This is a genomic window from Sinorhizobium mexicanum (assembly GCF_013488225.1).
Lineage (GTDB): Bacteria > Pseudomonadota > Alphaproteobacteria > Rhizobiales > Rhizobiaceae > Sinorhizobium > Sinorhizobium mexicanum.
The window spans coordinates 3,081,268-3,103,159 of record NZ_CP041238.1 but is presented as its reverse complement, the minus strand read 5'-3'; the positions used below and the strand labels follow the sequence as shown (position 1 = coordinate 3,103,159).

21 protein-coding genes, 1 tRNA gene and 1 pseudogene are annotated in these 21,892 nt (G+C 61.7%); 19 read left to right on the top strand and 4 right to left on the bottom strand.

Annotated elements, in window-relative coordinates; translation table 11 throughout:
* The first annotated feature begins 393 nt into the window (after positions 1-393).
* Together rpoD and FKV68_RS14690 are read left to right on the top strand one after the other, a co-directional pair.
* Positions 394-2,454 carry an RNA polymerase sigma factor RpoD gene (rpoD, locus tag FKV68_RS14695; protein ID WP_180938537.1) on the top strand — a complete coding sequence of 687 codons (2,061 nt, stop codon included), beginning with the start codon at positions 394-396 and terminating at the stop codon, positions 2,452-2,454.
* A gap of 281 nt (positions 2,455-2,735) precedes the next feature.
* Positions 2,736-3,029: a GYD domain-containing protein gene (locus FKV68_RS14690; RefSeq protein WP_180938536.1), complete on the top strand. Its 294-nt coding sequence runs from the start codon at positions 2,736-2,738 to the stop codon at positions 3,027-3,029.
* A gap of 79 nt (positions 3,030-3,108) precedes the next feature.
* Here the strand turns inward: FKV68_RS14690 and FKV68_RS14685 are convergent, their stop codons facing one another.
* Positions 3,109-3,936, bottom strand: a complete 828-nt coding sequence (locus FKV68_RS14685) for a DUF2066 domain-containing protein (protein WP_180938535.1) — start codon at positions 3,934-3,936, stop codon at positions 3,109-3,111.
* Positions 3,937-4,006: 70 nt separating this feature from the next.
* Here FKV68_RS14685 and FKV68_RS14680 point away from each other — a divergent pair, with 70 nt between their 5' ends.
* Entirely contained in the window at positions 4,007-4,576 is a 570-nt protein-coding gene (locus FKV68_RS14680) for a transglycosylase SLT domain-containing protein (RefSeq protein WP_180938534.1), read from the top strand.
* A gap of 7 nt (positions 4,577-4,583) precedes the next feature.
* Here FKV68_RS14680 and FKV68_RS14675 read toward each other — a convergent pair whose 3' ends face one another.
* Complete coding sequence (locus FKV68_RS14675; RefSeq protein ID WP_180938533.1) at positions 4,584-5,036, bottom strand: VOC family protein; 453 nt, start codon at positions 5,034-5,036, stop codon at positions 4,584-4,586.
* A gap of 216 nt (positions 5,037-5,252) precedes the next feature.
* On the opposite strand from FKV68_RS14675, the gene FKV68_RS14670 reads away from it, so the two are divergent.
* From FKV68_RS14670 to FKV68_RS14655, 4 genes are all read left to right on the top strand, one after another.
* Positions 5,253-5,606 carry a DUF1428 domain-containing protein gene (locus tag FKV68_RS14670; protein ID WP_180938532.1) on the top strand — a complete coding sequence of 118 codons (354 nt, stop codon included), beginning with the start codon at positions 5,253-5,255 and terminating at the stop codon, positions 5,604-5,606.
* A 149-nt stretch (positions 5,607-5,755) separates the two neighbouring features.
* Positions 5,756-6,178, top strand: a complete 423-nt coding sequence (locus FKV68_RS14665; protein ID WP_180938531.1) for a secondary thiamine-phosphate synthase enzyme YjbQ — start codon at positions 5,756-5,758, stop codon at positions 6,176-6,178.
* Positions 6,179-6,254: 76 nt separating this feature from the next.
* Positions 6,255-6,659, top strand: a complete 405-nt coding sequence (locus tag FKV68_RS14660; RefSeq protein WP_180938530.1) for a ketosteroid isomerase-related protein — start codon at positions 6,255-6,257, stop codon at positions 6,657-6,659.
* A gap of 355 nt (positions 6,660-7,014) precedes the next feature.
* Positions 7,015-7,374 (top strand): hypothetical protein, encoded by a 360-nt coding sequence (locus FKV68_RS14655; protein WP_180938529.1) that lies wholly within the window; start codon positions 7,015-7,017, stop codon positions 7,372-7,374.
* Between the two features lie 282 nt (positions 7,375-7,656).
* Here the strand turns inward: FKV68_RS14655 and FKV68_RS14650 are convergent, their stop codons facing one another.
* Positions 7,657-8,439, bottom strand: a complete 783-nt coding sequence (locus tag FKV68_RS14650; RefSeq protein WP_180938528.1) for an SIMPL domain-containing protein — start codon at positions 8,437-8,439, stop codon at positions 7,657-7,659.
* A 153-nt stretch (positions 8,440-8,592) separates the two neighbouring features.
* On the opposite strand from FKV68_RS14650, the gene FKV68_RS14645 reads away from it, so the two are divergent.
* The 12 genes and pseudogenes from FKV68_RS14645 to FKV68_RS14590 all read left to right on the top strand — a co-directional run bounded on the left by FKV68_RS14645 (position 8,593) and on the right by FKV68_RS14590 (position 20,705).
* Positions 8,593-8,668: transfer RNA gene (locus FKV68_RS14645), tRNA-Ile, on the top strand.
* Between the two features lie 296 nt (positions 8,669-8,964).
* A pseudogene (locus FKV68_RS33755) lies at positions 8,965-9,135 on the top strand (IS630 family transposase); the annotation flags it as partial.
* A gap of 159 nt (positions 9,136-9,294) precedes the next feature.
* Positions 9,295-9,861, top strand: coding sequence for a cytochrome c (locus tag FKV68_RS14635; protein ID WP_180938527.1), 567 nt, complete (start codon positions 9,295-9,297; stop codon positions 9,859-9,861).
* Between the two features lie 505 nt (positions 9,862-10,366).
* A complete protein-coding gene (locus FKV68_RS14630) occupies positions 10,367-11,341 on the top strand; it encodes a LysR family transcriptional regulator (protein WP_342454799.1) in 975 nt (324 codons plus the stop codon).
* A gap of 11 nt (positions 11,342-11,352) precedes the next feature.
* Positions 11,353-12,288 (top strand): LysR family transcriptional regulator, encoded by a 936-nt coding sequence (locus FKV68_RS14625; RefSeq protein WP_269808439.1) that lies wholly within the window; start codon positions 11,353-11,355, stop codon positions 12,286-12,288.
* A 177-nt stretch (positions 12,289-12,465) separates the two neighbouring features.
* Positions 12,466-14,526 (top strand): hydantoinase/oxoprolinase family protein, encoded by a 2,061-nt coding sequence (locus tag FKV68_RS14620; RefSeq protein ID WP_180938524.1) that lies wholly within the window; start codon positions 12,466-12,468, stop codon positions 14,524-14,526.
* Entirely contained in the window at positions 14,526-16,295 is a 1,770-nt protein-coding gene (locus FKV68_RS14615) for a hydantoinase B/oxoprolinase family protein (RefSeq protein WP_180938523.1), read from the top strand. Before FKV68_RS14620 ends, FKV68_RS14615 begins: the two co-directional genes overlap by 1 nt.
* Entirely contained in the window at positions 16,240-17,142 is a 903-nt protein-coding gene (locus tag FKV68_RS14610) for an NAD(P)-dependent oxidoreductase (RefSeq protein ID WP_342454797.1), read from the top strand. The genes FKV68_RS14615 and FKV68_RS14610 overlap by 56 nt, the downstream gene beginning before the upstream one ends.
* 69 nt (positions 17,143-17,211) lie before the next feature.
* The gene (locus FKV68_RS14605) at positions 17,212-18,207 is read left to right on the top strand and encodes an ABC transporter substrate-binding protein (protein WP_180938521.1); all 996 of its coding nucleotides are present in this window, start codon (positions 17,212-17,214) and stop codon (positions 18,205-18,207) included.
* Positions 18,208-18,236: 29 nt separating this feature from the next.
* Complete coding sequence (locus FKV68_RS14600; RefSeq protein ID WP_180938520.1) at positions 18,237-19,046, top strand: ABC transporter ATP-binding protein; 810 nt, start codon at positions 18,237-18,239, stop codon at positions 19,044-19,046.
* 11 nt (positions 19,047-19,057) lie between these two features.
* Positions 19,058-19,891, top strand: coding sequence for an ABC transporter permease (locus FKV68_RS14595; protein WP_180938519.1), 834 nt, complete (start codon positions 19,058-19,060; stop codon positions 19,889-19,891).
* Positions 19,892-19,952: 61 nt separating this feature from the next.
* On the top strand, positions 19,953-20,705 hold the full coding sequence (locus FKV68_RS14590) for an SDR family NAD(P)-dependent oxidoreductase (protein WP_180938518.1): 753 nt from the start codon (positions 19,953-19,955) through the stop codon (positions 20,703-20,705).
* A gap of 16 nt (positions 20,706-20,721) precedes the next feature.
* On the opposite strand, the gene FKV68_RS14585 is transcribed toward FKV68_RS14590, so the two are convergent.
* Complete coding sequence (locus tag FKV68_RS14585; RefSeq protein ID WP_180938517.1) at positions 20,722-21,516, bottom strand: DUF1194 domain-containing protein; 795 nt, start codon at positions 21,514-21,516, stop codon at positions 20,722-20,724.
* Positions 21,517-21,892 lie beyond the last annotated feature (376 nt).

Below are 21,892 nucleotides of genomic sequence, written 5' to 3'. Positions count from 1 at the left end.
AAACCAGCGCCGCCCTTGTCTTTTTTTGGACCGTCCCTACATCTTGAGCGAAAGCTGATAAACAGCGCAAAAACCCGCGAAGAAGCGTTTTTTGCCGATTTACGCGGTTTTTCACCGGAAATGCTTGACGGGATCAAAAATTCTGGGAATCACCATTTCAAGCAGAAATGGCGACACGGTACGGCGGATAGGAAAATCATGCCTGAGACGTTTCAGTGGCAGGACTGGCGAAGCTTGCCACTCGACCGCGATCGTTGTCGTGGTTAATCAGGAATTAAACTTCATCCCGTTACGTCAGGGGAAATGAGTCGGTGGCGGGTGCGCGGCGCCCGGACCCCGAAGCGGCATTGGCACCAGGCTCACGCTGGTTGCGACAAGGAAAGCGACGAATAAATGGCAACTAAAGTCAAAGAAAACGAAGAAGCAGACGTTGAACGCGAAGGCGCTCCGGACGGCCCGCTTCTCGACCTTTCCGACGACGCTGTCAAGAAGATGATCAAGGCCGCCAAGAAGCGCGGCTATGTGACGATGGACGAACTGAACTCGGTCCTGCCGTCCGAGGAAGTCACCTCCGAACAGATCGAAGACACGATGGCCATGCTTTCGGACATGGGCATCAACGTCATCGAGGATGAAGAAGCCGAGGAAGCGGCCGCTGGCGGCGACGACGAAGACAGCAGCGACGACGGTGACGGAGAAGGCGGTGAACTCACCACCTCGAGCGGCACCGCGCTTGCGACCGGCAAGAAGAAGGAGCCGACCGATCGCACCGACGATCCGGTGCGCATGTACCTGCGCGAGATGGGATCGGTCGAACTTCTCTCCCGCGAAGGCGAAATTGCGATCGCCAAGCGCATCGAAGCCGGCCGCGAGACGATGATTGCCGGTCTCTGCGAGAGCCCGCTTACCTTCCAGGCGCTAATCATCTGGCGCGACGAACTGAACGAGGGCCAGACGCTTCTGCGCGAGATCATCGATCTCGAAACGACCTATTCCGGTCCCGAGGCGAAGGCTGCCCCGCAGTTCCAGAGCCCGGAAAAGATCGAGGCTGACCGCAAGGCGGCCGAAGAGAAGGAAAAGGTGCGCAAGACGCGCGCAGCTGCGGCCAATGACGACGACATCACCAATGTCGGCGGCGATGGCCAGCCGCCCGAGGAAGAAGAAGAGGACGATGACGAATCGAACCTCTCGCTCGCCGCAATGGAAGCGGAACTGCGCCCGCAGGTGATGGAAACGCTCGACATCATCGCCGAGACCTACAAGAAGCTCCGCAAGCTGCAGGACCAGCAGGTGGAAGCGCGCCTTGCCGCTACCGGCACGCTGTCGCCGGCGCAGGAGCGCCGCTACAAGGAGCTGAAGGACGAACTGATCAAGGCGGTGAAGTCGCTGTCGCTCAACCAGAACCGCATCGATGCGTTGGTCGAGCAGCTTTACGACATTTCGAAGCGCCTGATGCAGAACGAAGGCCGGCTGCTGCGGCTGGCCGAATCCTACGGCGTCAAGCGCGACTCGTTCCTCGAACAGTATTCGGGCGCCGAGCTCGACCCGAACTGGATGAAGTCGATCAGCAACCTCGCCGGCAAGGGCTGGAAGGAGTTTGCCAAGGCCGAGAACCAGACGATCCGCGATATCCGCCAGGAGATCCAGAATCTTGCGACCGAAACCGGCATTTCCATCGCCGAGTTCCGCCGCATCGTCTCGATGGTTCAGAAAGGCGAGCGCGAAGCGCGCATCGCCAAGAAGGAGATGGTCGAGGCCAACCTGCGTCTCGTCATCTCGATCGCCAAGAAGTACACGAACCGCGGCCTGCAGTTCCTGGATCTCATTCAGGAAGGCAACATCGGCCTGATGAAGGCGGTCGACAAGTTCGAGTACCGCCGCGGCTACAAGTTCTCGACCTACGCCACCTGGTGGATCCGGCAGGCGATCACCCGTTCGATCGCCGACCAGGCCCGCACGATCCGCATTCCGGTGCACATGATCGAGACGATCAACAAGATCGTCCGTACCTCGCGCCAGATGCTGCACGAGATCGGCCGCGAGCCGACGCCGGAGGAATTGGCCGAAAAGCTCGCCATGCCGCTCGAGAAGGTGCGCAAGGTGCTGAAGATCGCCAAGGAGCCGATCTCGCTCGAAACGCCGGTCGGTGACGAAGAAGATTCACACCTCGGCGATTTCATCGAGGACAAGAACGCGCTGCTGCCGATCGACGCCGCCATCCAGGCGAACCTGCGTGAAACGACGACCCGCGTTCTCGCTTCACTGACACCGCGCGAAGAGCGCGTGCTGCGCATGCGCTTCGGCATCGGCATGAACACCGACCACACGCTCGAAGAGGTCGGCCAGCAGTTCTCGGTCACCCGCGAACGTATTCGCCAGATCGAAGCGAAGGCGCTGAGGAAACTCAAGCATCCGAGCCGTTCGCGCAAGCTGCGCTCGTTCCTTGATAGCTAAGCGACACGGATAAAGTCGAAAAAGCCGGGCCTCGCGCCCGGCTTTTTTATGCCCCCATCATTCCTTTTTGCGCACGCACCCTGTTCCGGGCGCGCTTGTTCGCGCATGACCGCAGGATTATACTTCGCGGCTTGCAGCGAGCCCGCGATGCAGGGAGGCAGCACCGCGGGCGCGAGCCAGAGCGCCCATGCGATGAACGCATCATCGGCGCTAGTCCTTTGAATCCAGGGCATTTTGTTCGCTTTCATCCGGAAGCGGGATGCTCTGTGGGGAGGTGTGAGATGACCACTTATGTCGTGCTTCTCAATTGGACCGAGCTGGGTATCAAGAACGTACGTGAGTCTCCGAAGCGGCTGGATGCCGCCAGGAAGGTACTTGCCGAAATGGGCGGGTCCTTCAAGGACTTCTATCTGACCATGGGCGAATACGACATGGTCGCAATCTGCGAAGCGCCCGACGACGCGGTTGCCGCACGGTTTGCGTTGACGCTTGGGATGAATGGCAATGTGCGCACCCGCACGTTGAAGGCATTTCCGGAAGCCGCCTATCGTGAACTGATCGGCACGCTCGGCTAGGTTGCCTCGTTTCAGGGAATTGGATCATCTCACTGTTTCAATGAGACAGTGAGATGATCTCGGCTTCGATGCCCGGACGTCAAGGCGCGCCGTTGCCCGACAGGATTTGCGCCGCGCCGCGGATCGCATTGCGAAAGGCGTCGTCGAAGCTGACGCCGCGGACTTGCCACCGGTGCGTCTTTCCGGCGCTATGCAGTTGCCACTCTGCAATCCAGCCGAGCGCCTCGTCGCTCCAGGAAATCTTACCGGCGAGCGCCACATCGCCGCCGACTTCCTTTGCCAACTGCTCCAATTGCACGGTTGTTTTGGTCGACACCACGTCGAGGTCGAGCTTTTCTGCGACACGCGTTTTTTGGTCCGGCAGCCTTGCTTCAAGCGCGAGAGGCACGGTCGCGGAGGAGAGCGACTCGGCCATGTAGGGGCTCTCTTCACCGTCACTCGTCAGCGTGAAGCTGCTCTTCTGGTCGTGGACGGCAAGAAAGACTGCAATCCTCGGGCGCGGCTGCGGCCAGGGCCTGGTTCCCAGCGACCCAAGTAGCCGGTCTATCGTTGCCGGGTCGTAGCGACAGGTCAAGTTATGCGGCCGGTCGTGCGTGCCCTGTTCGTCGTGGATCGGGATACCCTCCAGCCGATCGCGATAGGCAAAGGACGCGACGAAGCGGCCGGCGCGTTCAATGAGTGGAGCGAGCGCAGGGGCTGCCAGCACACGCTGGTCGCCGGAGACTTTGACGAGGACTTCCTCCAGGCATTCACGAAATCCGATCTCCCGGTTCTCCTCGCCGGTCCCAGTGACGATCGCATCGCTCACGTAAAGGTCCTGCGCGCTGGCGGCCCGTGCCATCCCCGGCGAGATCACGCTGGCAAGCATGGCGAGAAACGGCAGGACGACTGTCATTCTGGCGCTCATTCAACTTCGCCTCAAAACCGATCCTTAAGATTTACGCTTTATCAATCTCTCGCAAACGAGAGGTTCCGCGATGCGTTGCGTTTTTGTCGTCGTCCTCCTGTTGTTGGCCGGCTGCGGAACGGTGCCGAAAAACACCCGGAACGCCTGCGCGGTTTTCGAGCAGCGAGATGGTCTTTTCAACAATTGGCGTCGGGCCGCCTATGCGGCGGAGCGCGAATATGGCGTACCCGTTCCGGTGCTGATGGCAACGATCTACACGGAATCCGGTTTCCAGCATAACGCAAGGCCGCCGCGCACAAAGCTCTTCGGCTTCATTCCGTGGACGCGCGTCTCCTCCGCCTATGGATATTCGCAGGCGCTCGACGGCACCTGGGCGCGTTATCAGTCCGAAACCGGACGCTGGACCGCACGCCGGACGGATTTCGCCGACGCTGTCCGCTTCATCGCCTGGTACCACAATCAAAGCCACCAGCAGAACGGCATCGCGCTTAACGACCCTTACAGGCTCTACATCGCCTATTACCATGGCCACGGCGGGTACGCGCGCGGCAACTGGAGCCAAACGGCGCAGACCGGCGCAAAACGCGCCTCCGGCATGGCGACGCTCTACGCACAGCAGCTGCGCGGCTGCGGTTCGTGAGCCAGATCTAGCCGGCTGCCGCGGCGTCCAACCCCGCTACATCGAGCTTGACCATGCCCATCATCGCCTGCTGCACTCGGCCGGCCTTTGCGCTGTCCGCGTCGCTGAGATAGCGGATGAGCGCGTCGGGAATGATCTGCCAGGCAACGCCGTAGCGATCCTTCAGCCAGCCGCAATGCTGCGGCGTGCCGCCCTCGATCAACCGGTCCCAATAGTAGTCGACCTCCGCCTGGTCGCTGCACCGGACGAAAAATGAAATAGCCTCGGTGAACTTGAAATGCGGTCCGCCGTTCAATCCCATGAACTGCAGGCCCTCGAGCTCGAAGGTCGCGGTGAAGGCCTTACCGTCCGGTCCGCGCTTGATGTCCCTGACGCGGGCGTCGCGGAAAATGGAGGTGTAGAATTCGATGGCATCTTCCAGTTGGTTGTCGAACCAGAGGAACGGCGTGATCTTCTGCATGGCGATTCTCCCTTGTTTGTCGTTACAGCATTAAGACGAATGACGGAGGGACGTTCCGACAATCAATCGACGCGTTCTGCGTCTTCACCCACACAAGTCAGCGAAAGCGGCCTCCTCTTTGGCGAGTGGAGCAATGACAAAAAATAATCATCCGCTGTCGGAACCTTTCCGCTTCGATCGTCCTTTGCCTGTCCAGCCAAATAGGAGGAGATGAACATGGCCTATGTTGATGGTTTTCTCGTCGCGGTGCCCAAGGAGAAGGTCGAGGACTACAAGGCGCTCGCACGCCGGGCGGGCGAGGTCTGGAAGGAACACGGTGCGCTCAACTACGTCGAGTGCCTGGCCGACGACGTGCCCTATGGAGAATTGACGTCCTTTCCACGCGCCGTGCAGGCGAAAGAGGACGAGACGGTGGTCTTCTCCTGGGTCGTCTACCGGTCGCGCCAGGATCGTGATGCGATCGTCGCCAAGGTCATGGCCGATCCGCGGCTTCAGGGAGATGAGTGGAAGTCCATCTTCGATGGCAAGCGGATGATTTATGGAGGCTTCGAGCCGTTTCTGGAGCTATAGCGGGCAGGGGGGCCGTGCCGCTCTACCTGGCAAGACGCGGCCCTCGCGCTCTCTTCGTTCCCGCGTGGGCTGTCCCGGATTTTGACCTGTTGGATATTTTTTCTAAATTGATTCATTCAAGGACGCTGTAGCAAACGAGAAGGGCCGCAATGCCGCAGACCGTTATCACCATCGCAACCCGTGGACAGGGACTCTACGAGTTCACCGATGCGGCCGCCGATTTCGTGCGGCAATCAGGCGTCGCGGAGGGGCTTCTCACCGTGTTCGTCTGTCATACCTCTGCATCCCTGCTCATCCAGGAAAACGCCGACCCGGATGTGAAACGCGATCTCAATGAGTTCTTCGGTCGCCTGGTGCCGCCATCCTCCGATTCTTCCATGCGCTGGATTGCGCACACCCAGGAGGGACCGGACGATATGCCGGCGCATATCAAGGCGGCACTCAATCAGGTCTCGATAGGCATCCCGGTCAGCGGTGGGCGCCTGATGCTCGGCACCTGGCAGGGGATCTATCTGTTCGAGCATCGCGATCGCCCGCACCGACGCGAAATCGTGTTGCACCTTGGCGCGTGATCGGCGCTCAATTGAGTTCTGCTCCGGCCGACCATTCTGCGGTAGAGTTGAGGGATCACAGCTCCGGGAACGGACGATGAAAGACGCCCAGACCATCGCCAGCCGTTTCATCGAGGCCGTCAACAGTCGCGATTTCGACGCGCTTTCCCGGCTCGTCGATGAGGACGTCGCGCTTGATTCGCTGACCGGCCAGCGAACCGTGGGCGTCGGTCCGTTGAGGGCCTGGATCATGACGTATCTGCACCATTTCGATGAGACGTTCAGCGATATCGTGCTGATGCATGATGCGTTCGGGCAGCGGGTCGCCGCCGACATGACTGCGCGCGGCACCTATCGCAAGACCATGTCGGGCTTTCCAACGGCTTCGGGCCAGAGCTACGCGATTCCGAGCGTTTTCATCTTCGAAATCGAGGATGGCGCTATCACGCGCCTCAGCCACTATCGCAATCTCCGTATCTTCGAGCGCGAACTGGAAGGTTGAGCCGCCTCTCCCCCTAACATGCCGGATGTCTGCAGCGCCACGCGCCTTATCGGACGCGCAAAGGTCGCTGTAACGCTTTGAATTGCTGCATGTCTTTCTCCTTGATCGAGATAGGTTCAAGGAGACATGCGGTAGGTGTTTTTCTCCTTGGATCGGATCCGGGGCGGAGGAATGCGGCGCGGTCGGAAGGGAACGAATCGCTTTGCTTGCCGTTCCGTCCATGCGGGATTCATCAACCTGAACACTGCATGAACGGAGGGTTCCGGTAGCGTTCAGTTTATTCGGACTATGGTTGGCTCAATCGTCGAGAGCGGTAATCGCCAGTTTTGAACCCTTCGCTATACCGGAGAAAGTCATGAAAAAATTCCTCATCAATGCCGCGGTTGCTGCCGTCATCGGGCTGACCGGTCTTGCCGGTGCAGCCACCACGGCTTCCGCTGAATCGGTGATATTCGAGTTCGGCTCGCCGCAGAGCGTCCAATACCGTGACTACGATCGCGACTGGCGCCGGGATCGCCCCCGCTGGGACGGTGAGCGCCGCGGCCGTTGCGACCCGTGGCTTGCCGTCGAAAAGGCCCGTGATCGCGGTCTGCGCCGGGCCCATGTCGCCAATGTCGCGCGGCGCCAGGTCATCGTCGAGGGCCGCCGTCATGGTGACCGCCAGGCGATCATCTTCGCCAATGTGCGCGGATGCCCGGTGATTGGCCGCTGGTAAGCTGCCGGTTTTTCCGTCTCGTCTCCCCCGGCCGACGGACATGCGCCCCTCACGGGAAACCGTGAGGGGCTTTTGATTCGAAAAGCCCCTCGCGATGCAATTCGCCGGGGCTTTGTCTGTTACTTTTCGCGAAGTATCGCTTTGAGGTTCGGGCGGAACGCTCCGCCTACAGCGCCGCCCGTATTATCAGACGCGCACAGGTCGCGGCGATACTTTGAGCTGCTGCATGTTCTTATCCCAAGATCGGCGCTGATTTAGGGAAACAGGCAGCAGCCACGCGCATCACTGCTCGATGGCGAAGGTCACGTTGACGGTGACGTTGTAGGCGTTTTCGCCGGTCGCGATCGGAACGGCATCGGCGGCGAATTCCTTGGCCATGCTGCGCACCATCGGAACCGGTTCCGGGCGGGAAGCCTGTTCCGAAATCTCGATCAGTCGACCGAGCGAGACGCCGGCTGCCTCCGCCAGCACCTTCGCCTTGACGATCGCGTCGGACACTGCGGCTTTGCGGGCCTCGGTGATCACCTCGTCGGGCTTGTCCTTGGTGAATTCGATGCCGCCACCCTGGTTGATGCCGAGGGACACGGATTTGTCGAGGACCTCGCCGAGCTTGCTCAGATCGCGCACGCGCACGGTTACGCCGTTGACGACCTGATAGCCGACGAGTTCCGGCGGCCGGTTGGTGCCGTCGTTGCCCTGCGGGTAGTTGTATTGCGGGTTGATGGCGAAGCCGCTGGTCTGCAGGTCGCGCTCGGCAATGCCGCCTTGCTTGAGTGCCGAGAGTACCTCCGCCATCGCTTTGTTGTTGGCATCGAGCGCCTCGCGCGCGGTCTTCGCGTCCTTGACGACGCTCAATTGGACGATCGCCATGTCTGGCGCTGCGGTTGCGCGGCCCTCACCGGAGACCTTAATCAGCGCCTGCCGGCCCCGCACACCTTCAGGGCGCGCGTTGCCGCTCTTGTTGCCATTGCTATCGTCCGCCACAGCGGCAGCCGCAAAAGCGCCGGCAAAGGCAGCGGCCATGGCAGCGACATGAACCGTGCGGGCGATGCGTGTAGAAATCATGGTTATTTCTCTCCGGTTGTTTTATGCCGAACTCTTGCTTATCGATTGTGTAGGCATTGCGGCAATGGCTTGTCGTCAAAAAGGTTTTCCGCTAGAGCCATTGCGACCCGCGAATTACCATTGGTTCGCGGTCAACCGGCAGATGACCGGCAAGGGCCTGTAGCTCAATGGTTAGAGCCGGCGGCTCATAACCGCTTGGTTGGGGGTTCGAGTCCCTCCGGGCCCACCAATTTCTCGCAAAATCAAATGGTTACGGGGCGGTTTTCTATAGAAAACTAGAAATCTTTTGGAAAACCTAAGGATTGTCGTTTCGGCCCGAGCGGCCGGTGCCGGGATGGACGTGATAGAGCGCCAGAGCCGGGAAGATCTCAAATCCCGCTGTCAGCCGCTCGGCAAGCCAGCGCTTCACGGCATCCCTCCGCGTCGCGTCGATGCCTACGAGCCGGTGAAGTTCCCGACCGGGATTTCCCAAACTGCCGCCGCCAGAAACTCCTCGACCGCCGCATCGTCGACTGTCGCGCTCTGCTCAATGCGCGGGAGAATGTCTGGCAGTTCATGCCGATAACTGGCTGTCGAACCGCATCTTTACTTCACGATGGAATTGTCGATCAATGCTGGGATTCCTGGACCAGATTGGTCGATCAATCCCGGCGCATATTGTCCCTCGGCTTACGCTGCTGGGCTCAAAGGTTCTGATCAATGTGTCTTGGTATAACTTTTTGTACGGTTTCCGAAACTTTTGAACATTTTACATGCCCGACAAACCTGCTCTAGAAAAATGCCGGAGATGGGGGGAGGAGGCCCAAGGGGTACTTCGCCATCATCCTCGTCATCAGATGATGCAGGAGGTGTATGATGAGGAAATCTGTTCTGGTTACGACCGTTGTTGCGGCTCTGGCAGTGGGCCTCGGCGGGACTCTAGCGCAGGATGCCACCGTTCCCACCCCTGACATGGTAGCGCTGACCCCAACCGGTGATGCCTTGACCGCAAGAAGGGAGCTGATGGACGCCATTGGCACCAACAACGACGTGCTGCATGAGATGCTCGACGGTTATCTTGAATGGGACGGGGTTGAGTTCAAGGCTCGACTCGAGGCAATGGGCGCAATGATGACGGCGTTTCCCAACCTCTACCGCGCCAAGCCCAATCCATGGACGCCGGAGGCCGAAGCCGCCGATCCGGCGGGCGCCAGCCTTGCACTGCCGACTGTGTGGGAAGATTGGGAGACTTTCAACGCAATGGCCAAGCAGGCGTCGGAGACCATGTTCAAGGCGTCGCTGGAAAAGCGTGCAAATGCGCTGCCGATCGTGGAAGACCTCGAGGCTCAATGCGAGAGCTGCCATGCCCAATTCAGGACGCCCCTGGAACTGAATCCGTTGGAGCAGTACGTCGGCCCCCTAGGCACCCCAGCCAAGCCCTGAAGCCCGGCGCGACCGTGACTCCGGGCGTTAAGGCCCGGAAACTCTGCATAGTCCCCAGCCACCGCGGCGCCGAGGTCGGCGTCGCCTGGTTCTACTGCATGTCTCCTAAATCGTAGCCGATTTACCAAAACATGCAGCAATTCAAAGTGCTACAGCGTCCGTTGCGCATGCGACAAGACGCGCGGCGCTGTAGCGCTCCAGCGAGGCCCGTGAGAACCTGAGCCTCAAGCTCGACGCCCCGAGCTCACCCGCTCCAATGCAATTTCATCGAAGACGGCGCCGAGGATAGAGTTTCGTCTGGTCCCGCTGGCCGCCGCAGCGATCAGTGGCCATAGTCATCTTCCTCGTTGGCGTGGGAGATCATGGTAGAAATCATCCAAACCGCTGACCAAGCAATCATCGCTGCTTCGCCGCACCAAGCTTGACCAGTCGTGGCCGTAGGTCGAAACCTAGAACGCCGTTGCATGCTCGGCACCGCGAACGGTAGAATCGCCGCGGGCCGTGGATTTGGGAGGAGACCATTAATCTCAGGCAGCTTCGTTATTTCGTGAAGGTGGTCGAGACCGGGAATATCACCCGGGCGTCACAGAGCATGAATGTCGCGCAGACGGCGCTCGGCCAGCAGATCAGGCATCTGGAAGAATCGCTCGGCGTCCGGCTTCTGGTTCGCCATTCGCGCGGGATTTCGCTGACCGAGCCGGGGGAAGTCTTGCACCGGCATGCGCTTGCCATTCTCAGTTCCGTCGAGGAGGCGCGCCGGGAGGTGATGGCGCATGGGGCGGCGAGGCGAGAGGTTGTCAATCTCGGCGTTACGCCCAGCATCCAGGCGTTGATCGGCCCGGAACTCCTCCTTGCCGCCCGCGACGAGATCCCGGACGTTTCGTTCCGCGTCGTCGAGGAGTTGAGCTTCATCCTGATCGACGCGCTCATGCGCGGCGAGCTCGATATTGCGCTTGCCTATGAGTTCGAGAACCGTCCCGGGCTTGCCGCGACGGCGCTGATCGAGGAGGAATTGCTGTTCGTCGCGGGTGCCGGGTCCCGTGTGCTCGGGGAATCCATCTCCTTCGAGGAGGCGATCCGCACCGACCTCGCGCTCGTCAGCGACCGCGATATCGTCTGGCGATTGATCCACGACGTCGCCGGCCGGCAAAAGCTTCCCGTAAACGTCGCCTTCGAGGTGCAGTCGATGCCGGCGATCAAGACGCTGGTCGCGCGGGGAGCGGCCACCAGCGTGGTGCCCTATGGGGTGGTGGCGGAGGAAATCCAGCAGGGGCTGATCGTCGCCTGTCCGATCCGCCAGCCGTCCATCAAGCGCACGCTCTTCCTCAACCGCATGTCGGATGCCGTGTCTTTCGTTCACGAGACGGCGCTGCTCGCTTTTCTCGACAGGATGATTGGGCGGCTTGCCGAGAGGATGGGGCCATACGGCAGCCTGATCGGCAGCGTCCTGCCACGTCGACATGGGGAGGTTGAGCCATAAACCTTCGGCAGTTGCGCTATTTCGCGATGGTGGTCAAAACCGGCGGCATGTCGCATGCGGCGGCCCAGCTCAAGCTTGCCCAGACCGCGATCAGCATTCAGATTCGCGACCTCGAACGCGAGATCGGCGTCAGCCTGTTCGAGCGGCATTCGCGCGGCGTGGTGCCGACGAAGGCCGGCGAGGTGTTGTACGAGCGCTACAACGAACTCGAGCGATTCCTGGAGCGGACGCTCGATGACGTTCGCTCCGCCGCCGGCAGCCCGGCTCCGCGGCCCTTCGTCATCGGCCTCGTCCCGAGCCATATGCGCCTTGTCGGCGCCGACGTGTTGATTGCGGCGGGGACGAAGCTGCCGGCGACATCGTTGAAACTGGTAGAAGAGCTTAGCTTCGCGCTGATCGCCGCGCTCGAGCGCAAGGAGATCGACCTCGCTTTCGCCTACGACGTCGAGGGACGTCCAGGGCTGGTGCGGGAGGCAGTGATCGAGGACGAGCTGCTGTTCGTGACGGCGCGGGCCAATGCGTCGGACGACAGCTCCATCAGCTTTGCCGACGCTCTTAAAGAAGAGCTCTTCTTCGCCGGCGAGCGTGGCATCGTTACGCTTGTCCGCCGCATGGCCCAGCGCCTCTCGCTCGAACCGCGTATCGTTTCGGACATGCAGTCGGTGCCGGCGATCCGGGCGCGCATTGCCGAAGGCGGCGCCAGCCTTCTGCCCTATGGCAGCGTCGCCGACGGCGTCAGTCGCGGCATCTTCGCCATCCGCAGGATCGAGCGTCCCGTGCCGAGCCGCACGCTCTACATGGTGAGCCGGCGCGAGGAGCGCTCGCTTCTGGAAGACGAACTCATCGGGCCGTTCCTCAAGGACGTGGTCCGTCACATCTGTCGCGCCTCGGCCCCTTACGCGATCATCGTCGATCCGCGGTTCGAGATCCTCGGGACGTCTTCCTGACGCCCTGTGACATCATCCAGCCATAGCGAAAAACTTATAGCTCGCCGCTTTCAACGGTCTTGGACAGGCCATCTTCGTGCCACTAGGCTTGCCTTATATCAAATCCGGTGCGGTCAGGGAGAGCGCCGGTCGGCCGGAATATCAGGTCGTTTGGAGCGCATCTAGGGAGGCTGCCGCATGGGAGGCTATCGCGTGACCGTCGACACCGGCGGGACGTTTTCGGACTTCGTCTATCTCGACGAAACGACGGGAGAAACGTCGATTTCCAAGGTTCCGTCGACGCCGGACGACCCATCGCGGGCAATCCTGTCCGGGATCGATATTCTCCTGGAGCGCGGCGTGCGCCCGGACGATGTGAGCTACTTCTGCCATGGCACGACGGTAGGGACGAACGCGCTCCTGGAAGGCAAGGGGGCGAAGACCGGGCTTCTGGTGACCAAAGGTTTTCGCGGTATCTACGAAGTCGGCGAACAGGCGCGTCCGCATGGGCCGGCGATCTTCGATATCCTCTATGAAAAGCCCGCGCCGATCGTGCTTCCGTCGCTGACCGGCGAAGTATCGGAGCGCGTGGTTCACGACGGCAGCGTCCTTGCAGAGCTTGATGAAGCCGCACTCCGCGAGACGCTTGCCGAACTCCGCGGCCAGGGCATCGAATCCGTTGCCGTCTGCCTGCTCTTCTCGTTCCTCTATCCGCGCCACGAGGAGCGGATCCGTGAGATTATCCGCGAGGAACTGCCGGGCTGCGAGGTTTCGCTTTCGTCCGAAATCGTGCCGCAGATCCGCGAATATCACCGGCTGAGCACGACGGTGATCAATGCTTACCTGCAGCCGGTTCTCGCCCGCTACATTGCGCGGCTTGCCGACCGGCTGGAAGCGGCGGGCGTGAAGACGCCGCAGAAATACATCATGCAGTCGAACGGGGGCATGGCGACCTTCGACGCGACGGCGAAGAAGGGCGTCACTACCGTGCTTTCCGGTCCCGCAGGCGGCGTGACGGCGAGTGTCGCGATGGCGCGTTCGACCGGCTACCACGACATCGTCACCTTCGACATGGGCGGGACGTCCTGCGACGTGGCGTTGATCAAGAACGGCACGCCGGTGATCGCCAACCGCGGCAAGGTCGAGGGCCGCGACATCGCCATGCCGATGATGGATATCAACACGGTCAGCGCCGGCGGCGGCACGATCGCCGAAGTCGACCGTTTCGGCGTCCTCCAGGTCGGGCCGGAAAGCGCCGGCGCTATACCCGGTCCTGCTTGCTACAGCCGCGGCGGCACCAAGCCGACGATCACCGACTGCAACCTGCTGCTCGGCTATCTCTCGGAAGAAAACTTCCTCGGCGGCAAGATGCGTCTCGACGCACAGAAGGCGCGCCAGGCCGTGGAAACCCATGTGGCGGGCCCGCTCGGCATGGATGTGCTCGAAGCGGCTGAAGGCATCGTCCGGATCATCAACGTCAAGATGGAGGAGGCGATCAAGGCCATCTCGACGATGCGCGGCCACGACCTGCGCGACTTCATGCTGCTGCCCTTCGGCGGCGCCGGCCCCCTGCATGCCGCCCGCATAGCCCGTGAACTCGGCATGGCCGGCCTCGTCGTGCCGCTGCATGCCGGCGTATTCTCCGCCATGGGCTTGGTGATGTCGGATGTCACGCACGACTATGTGCGTTCTCGGCTGACACCGCTCGACGGCGCCTCGGCGAGCGAACTCAACGCGATTTTCGCCGGCATGGAAGCGCAGGGGCTTGCCGATCTTGCCGAGGAAAGCTTCCCTGCAGACCGCATCCGTATCGAGCGAGCCCTCGATCTTCGTTATGCCGGGCAGGGGTACGAACTGACCGTTCCGATCGGCGCGCTTGCCGATGCCGCGGACGTCGATGCCGTGCGCAGCGCGTTCGATGCGGAGCACGAAGTGATGTTCGGCCACAAGGCGTCGGGCGAGTCCGTGGAGATCGTCTCCTATCGGGTGAAGGCGGTCGGCCTGGTGCCGCCGGTCAACGCCAAGCGCTACCGGCCGAGCGGCGGAACGCTTGCCGACGCCTTCCTCGGCCGCCGTCCGGTCCGCTTCGACGGCGAAAATCTCGATTGCGCCGTCTACCAGCGCGAACGCCTCGATGTCGGGCTCGTCTTCACCGGCCCCGCTGTCGTGGAACAGTTCGACTGCACGACCGTCATCCTGCCGGGCCAGCAGGTTCGGATCGACGAATTCAAGAATCTCATCGTAACGGAGGTCGCGTGATGCTGCAGCGTAACGCTTCGCTTGGCAGACCTACTGCCGTCGAACTTGAAGTGATCCGCGCGAGCCTCGGCGGCATCGTGCAGGAAATGCAGAACTCGCTGTTCCGCACCGGCTTTTCCACCATCATCCGGGAATCGCAGGACGCCTCGTGCGCGCTGCTCGACGCGAACGCGGCCGTCATCGCCCAGCACGTGGTCCTGCCGCTGCACATCGGCGCCTTCCCGGCCTGCACCCAGGCGGTGCTGCGGGCGTTTGCCGGCGACATCGCGCCCGGCGACGCATTCCTGATCAACGACCCTTACGAGGGCGGCAGTCCGCATGCGCCGGACATGGCGGTGATCACGCCGCTCTTCTTCGACGACACCTTGGTGGCCTTCTGCGCCAGCATTGCGCACAAGGGCGATATCGGCGGCCCGGTGCCGGGAAGCTGCTCGGGCCAGGCCCGTGAAGTCTTCAACGAAGGCCTGCAATTGCCGCCGGTGCGCTACCAGCGCAATTACCTGCCCTTCGGCGATGTCGAGAGGATCATTGCCGCCAACAGCCGCACGCCGGAACTGGTGCTCGGCGACATTCGCGGCCAGCTGGGCTCCGCGCGTCTCGGCGAGCGCCGACTTGCGGCCCTTCTGGAAAAGTTCGGCTCATCGAAATGCATCGCCGCCTTCAACGAGCTTGGCGACATCGCCGAGCGCCGGATGCGGGCGATCATCCAAACCTGGAAGGACGGTGTCTTCGAGGCCGAGCGCTTTGTCGACGACGATGGTGTCGAGCTGTCGAAGCCGGTGCGCATCCATGTCCGGGTGGAAAAGACGGGTGACACCATCCGCTTCGACTTTACCGGCTCGGCCGACCAGACGCGGGGGCCGGCGAATATCCGCCCGCCGCTCGTCCAGGCGGCCTGCGCCTACGCGCTGATTTCGCTGGTGGACCCGAACATCTTCATCACCAGCGGTATTTTGCGCTCCTTCACGGTCGAAACGCGGCCCTCAAGCGTGCTGAATCCGCGTTATCCGGCCCCGGTCAATACCTACAATCCGACGGTGCATGCCGTCGTCGACGCGATCTTCGCGGCGCTCGGGCAAGTGGTGCCGGATCGCTCGCGGGCCGACGGATGCGGCAGCCGGTCGATCATCCTCGGCGGTCGCGGCACGAATACAGGCAGCAGCTACGTGCAGTACGAAATCGTCGGTGGCGGCGCCGGGGCGCGCTCGACGCGCGACGGGGCTTCGGGCACGACCGTCAACCAGAGCAACGCCAAGATCGCGCCGGTAGAGATCATCGAGAGCGAATTTCCGACCCGGGTGCTTGCCTTCGAGCTGATCCGCGACTCTGGCGGTGCGGGCAAATTCCGCGGCGGACTCGGTATCCGGCGCAAATATCTGAACCTCACCGAGGCACGCTTCTCGATCCGCTCGACCAAGCACGTCATTCCGGCCGAGGGTTATGCCGACGGCCTGCCGGGACGCACGGGCGACATCCGCATCAACCCGGATGGAGACGGCTGGAAGCGCCTGCCTTCGCGCTACGCCGATTATCCGCTGCAGACTGGCGACGTGTTCGAACTCGAAACGCCGGGCGGTGGTGGCTACGGCGATCCGCTGACGCGTGATCCGGGATCGGTGCTTGCCGATGTCAGGGAAGGGTATGTCTCCGTCGAGGCGGCGGGACGCGACTACGGCGTGGTGCTGGTGGCAGGGCCGAAGGGTCCGAGCCTCGATGACGAGGCGACGCAGAGATTGCGAGCAGCGCGGTCGAAGGCCGCGGCGGTTTGAAGCGAGATCAGGAGGAAAAACAATGGATGGAATCGTGAACACGAAACCGACGGCCGGCGTAGTCGGCTTGGGTGCGATGGGCTACCAGATGGCCCGGCACCTGAAGGAGAACGGCTTCACCGTTGCCGGCTATGACGTTTCGGCTGAGGCGACTGCCAAGTCGCAGGCGATCGGCATTCCGACCAAGGCGGATATCGCCGAGGTCGGCAGCGGTGCCGAGGTTGTCGTCGTCATGGTGCAGACCGACAAGCAGGTCGTCGACGTGATCGGCAATGGCGGGCTTCTCGCTTCGCTCGCACCGGGATCGGTCATCTGCATCGCGAGCTCGATCGCGCCGGACACCTGCCGGCAGCTTGAGCGCGAGGCGGCCGAGAAGGGCGTCGGCGTTCTCGACACGCCTGTGGTGCTTGGACAGGAAGCGGCAGACAACGGCACGCTGACGGTCTTCGTCGGCGGTGAGGCGAAATGGCTCGAGAAGGCGCGCCCGGTACTCTCGGCCTTTGGCAGCAACATCCTGCACATCGGTCCAAGCGGCACCGGCCAGATCGCCAAGACGACCAACAATATGCTGCTTTGGGCCTGCATTTGCGCTAATTTTGAAGCGCTCAGCCTCGCTAAGCAGCTCGGCGCCGACGTGCCGACGCTGGTCTCCGCGCTGATGCATTCTTCCGGTGCCAACTGGTCGCTGTCGCGCTGGGGCAAGAGCACCGGTAAATGGGCGGAGAAGGACATGGACGTCGCCCTCGACCTAGCGCAGAGCGTCAAGTTGCCTCTGCCGCTCAACGGTCTCGTCGACCAGCTCATGAAGTCCATGAACAAGGAACGAATGCAGAGCCTGCTTAGCTGAATCCAGTCACCCTCATCCAGAGCTCGGAGGAGAGCCGGATGAGGGCGAACCAACCCGTGGGAGGAGAGCATGAAAAATCTATTGAAGACAGTTTTGGCAGCGGGGTTGAGCCTCGTTGCCGGCGCCCTGTCGCCGGCGGCGGCGGACGAAGCCTTGACCACGGTGAATGTCGCCTATGACGGCTTCACCATGACGAGTGCGCCGATCCAGTACACGCTTGCCAAGGGCCTGTTCAAGAAACATGGCCTCGACGTCAATCTCGTCTATGTCGAGGGTGGCTCGGTGCTCACCCAGGCGCTCGTCGGCGGCTCGATTGATATAGCCCAGAACGGCTACACCCCGTCGATCTCGGCGGCCGTTGCCGGCGCCGATGTCGTCATCATCGGCAGCATGGCCAATAAACTGCCGTTCCAGCTTGTCGTCGATGGCTCGATCCAGAATGCCGATCAGCTGCGCGGCAAGAGCATCGCCATCAGCAAGTTCGGCTCGTCGACCGACACCGCCCTGAAGTTCGCGCTGAAGTCGCTCGGCCTCGAGGCGACGGATGTCAACATTCTGCAGCTCGGAGGCGAGGGAACGCGGGCGGCCGCCTATGAAAGTCATCAGGTCCAGGGGCTGATGTCGCAATATCCGCGCACCCAGGAAATAGTCGATGCCGGCTCGAAGATGCTCGTGGACGTGACCGAGATCGTCAAGGATTACCCGAATACCGCCTATGTGACCTCGAGGAACTACCTTTCCGGGCACCCTGACGTCGTCAAGCGCTTCTTCATGGCGATGGGCGAGGGCCTCCACGGCTTCCGTGCCAATCCGCAGGACGCAATGGAGGTAACCGCGTCGTTCCTGAAACTTGAGAAGGGACCGTCGGTCGAACAGGCGTTCCGCTTCTATTCCGAGAAGGTATTCCCGCAGGATCTGCGCCCCTCGATGCCGGGTGTGGCTGCCGTCCTGGCGGAGCTTTCAAAAACGCTGCCGGCTGCGGCCTCCGTGAAGCCGGAATCGATAGTCGACACAAGCACGCTCGATGCGCTTGACAGCGAAGGCTTCTTCAAAGCGCTCGACTGAAACCGCGAACAAGGCGGGAGGAGACACCCATGTTGCAGGCAACGCCGGTCAAGCTGAAGGCCGATAGCGTCAAACTGAATTATTACAATGATCGCACCAAGCGCGATCTGAGTGTACTCGACGGCATCGACTTCAGCGTCAACGAGGGTGAACTCGTCAGCATCGTCGGCCCGAGCGGCTGCGGGAAATCGACCTTTCTCGCCGCCGTCGACGGCCTCGTCTCGATCGATGGCGGTAAAATCCTGATCGACGAACGGGAGGTGAAGAAGCCGGGGCCGGATCGCGGCCTCGTCTTCCAGCAGGACTCGCTCTTTCCGTGGCGCACGGTCCAGCGCAACGTCGCCTACGGCCTCGAGATCCAGAAGCTCTTGAGCAAGGAGGAGATCGCCGCCCGTGCGCGCAAGTTCGTCGAGCTCGTCGGGCTCTCCGGTTTCGAAGACAGCTATCCGCGCGAACTTTCCGGCGGCATGCGCCAGCGCGTCAACATCGCAAGGGCACTCGCCGTCGATCCGGAACTGCTGCTGCTCGATGAGCCCTTCGCGGCGCTCGACGCGCAGACGCGCGAATTCATGCAGTTCGAACTGCTGCGCATTCTCGACCGGGCCCAGAAAACCGGCCTGTTCATCACACACCAGATCGACGAGGCGATCTTCCTTTCCAACCGCGTCGTCGTGTTTTCGGCACGCCCGGCGAAGGTGAAGGAGATCGTCGAGATCGACCTGCCGAAGGAGCGCACGCTCGATCTGAAGCATACGCCGCGCTTCATGGAGATCTTTCGCCATATCTGGCGGCTGATCGAAGAGGAAAGTGCCCGCATGGGCCTTCTGCGCGTGCATTGAGGGAGCGAGAGATGACGTCCGTTACCGAAGACAGAGAAATCCCAAGACCGCGCAAGTCGGAATTCGCCCTCTACGAGTTCCTGGTGCGCCACGAGAACGCCTTGCTCGGCAGCTTCACGATGATCGTGGCACTGCTGCTCTGGGAGGCGGTCGTCCGCTTCGACCTGGTGAATCCGCTTTTCACCAGTTCTCCGAGCCGCATCATCGCAACCGGTTATGAAATGTTCGCCGACGGCAGCATCTATCCGCACCTCGCCATCAGCGGATTGGAGCTGGTTGTTGGCTATGGGCTTGCGATCATCGTCGGTGTGCCGCTGGGCATCCTGATGGGCTGGTACCGTCGCTTCGACGCGGCGTTCGATCCGATCATTTCGGCGCTCTACGCGACGCCGCGCATTGCGCTGCTGCCGTTGATCATGATCTGGTTCGGTATCGGCCTCGGCTCGAAGTTTGCGATCATCTTCCTGAGCGCCGTTTTCCCGATCCTCATCAACACGACCGCCGGCGTCCAGACCGTCGAGCGCGACTATATCAAGGTGGCTCGGTCCTTCGGCGCGAACGACAGGCAGATGTTCCTGACGGTTGCCTTCCCGGCGGCCGTTCCTTTCCTCCTGACCGGCCTACGCCTCGGCCTCGGCCACGCGCTGATCGGCATCGTGGTGGGCGAAATGTACTCGGCACAGGCGGGCGTTGGCTATTTGATCTCTGTCGCTGGCGCCACATTCCAGACCGACCGGGTCATGTTCGGCATCATCCTGATCGCCGCGGCCGGCGTCATTCTCACCAACATCCTCAGGATGATCGAGCGGCGCTTCGACCGCTGGCGGCCGGACAACAAGCTCTAACCTCCTGGCCGGTCATGAGCGACCGGCCGGATCACCCCACACTAAAGAACGGTAGGACAGAATGAAACTGATCGATCAAGTGGCGGTCGTCACCGGCGCTGGCCGAAATATCGGCGAGGCAACGGCGAAGCTTCTGGCAAAGGAAGGCGCGAGCATCGCCGTAACCGACATCGACGCCGCGCGTGCCGGACGCGTCGCGGACGAGATCCGCGCGGCAGGCGGTACCGCCGAGGTGTTCCTCGCCAACGTTGCCGACGAAGAAGGTGTCATCTCGCTCGTCAGGAGCGTGACCGAGCACTTCGGCAAGGTCGATATCCTCGTCAACAACGTCGCCATCAGCGACAACAAGCACATCCTCGACGTGACGAAGGAGGAATGGGACCGGGTGATCGCGGTGACGCTGACCGGGACGTTCCTGATGAGCAAATATTTCGCCCAGCAGATGGTGGCACAGGGCCATGGCGGAAACATCGTCAACGTCGGCTCGACCTCAGGCTTCTATGGACGCCCGCGCGCCGTCGCCTACACGGCTGCCAAGGCGGGTGTCACCAACCTCTCGCGCTCACTGGCGATCCAGCTCGCCAAGCACAAGATCCGCGTCAACTGCGTGGTGCCGAACAAGATCGGCTCGCCGGTCGGCAAGGATACGTTCGATCCGACGCGGCCGGTCGTCAACTTGCGTGACCGGCCGGGCGTGCCGGACGATCTCGCGCGCGCCATCCTGTTCCTGGTCTCCCCCGATTCTGATTTCATCGACGGCACAACGCTTTTCGTCGACGGCGGCGTTTCGGCGCTCATGCCCGGCAGCGAATGAGCAGTTGTGATGGGGCTTATCGGTCGAGTTCGGGATAGATCCGGTCGAGAAAACCGGGCCTCAGCTTTTCGCCGATCAGGCAGTCGGCGCCGGGCGTCATGGCCGTGAGTTGCAAGGTGGGCGGTGGGGGCAGGCCGCTCACTTCAAGGATCAGCTTCTGGCGGATTGCGATCGCGAAATCCTCCGGTTCATGGACCGGAAGCACAAAAGATCCCGGTCCACCGATGACGCATTGCGCGTAGTACTGGTCGAGCGGTCCGGTCGAAACCGAGGGACGGATGAGGATTGCCAGCCCGTTGACGATGATGCCGCGGGCAATGGCGCCGTCACGGGCGGGTGTCACCGGCGGGCCGGTATTGTTCGGCCCGTCGCCGGAAATGTCTATCACCCGGCGTGCGCCGGAAAAGGCATTGGAATCGATCAGGTTCGTGCCGAACAGGATGGCATTGGAGATCGATGTGCCACGGCGCGTACCGATCGGTCGCGCCTCGACCTTCGCGGCGAAGGCTTCGGCGTCCTCGGCGTTGTCGATGACCTGCCAGGAAACGACCGACTGCTCGTTCACAAGTCCTGCCCATTCGAAGTAGCCGATGGCGATGCGCCCGATCAGGCCGCCCTTGACCGCGTTGATGAAGTCCGGATGCCGCAGTGCCTGCAGATAGCCGGACCGTTGGACGCGCGCCTCTTCCATATCCATCGATCCGGACATGTCGACGGCCAGCACCAGTTCCACATCGACATCCGTCTGCATGGCGGCCGATTGGATCGGACTCCCACTGAGGGCCAGGATCAATGCCAACGTGCTCAACATCGCATCAACCGTTTACTGCGCGTGGTCACTTCGGGGCTGGATGCGGAATAATATGAGGCGGTCTGCCCCGCACCCTGCGCTTCAAAAATCGATGACATCCGTGAGTCTGGATTGCACCCCGCCAAAATCAAGGCATCGGGAAGAATGTAGCACAGGATTGGCTTTGCGCGACTGTTGCGAACGATCAACCCTACAATATTCGGTGATCGTCGATATCCTGCTTGCCCGATTTTGCCCTTGAAGGAACCGTACCGATGGGCGAAAGCATTGGCCGCTTTCAGGGCGCTGCTGCATGTCTCCTTAAATCGGAATCGAGTTAAGGAAACATGCAGCCATTCAAAGTGCTACAGCGACCCTAGCGCGCCCGATTGGGCGC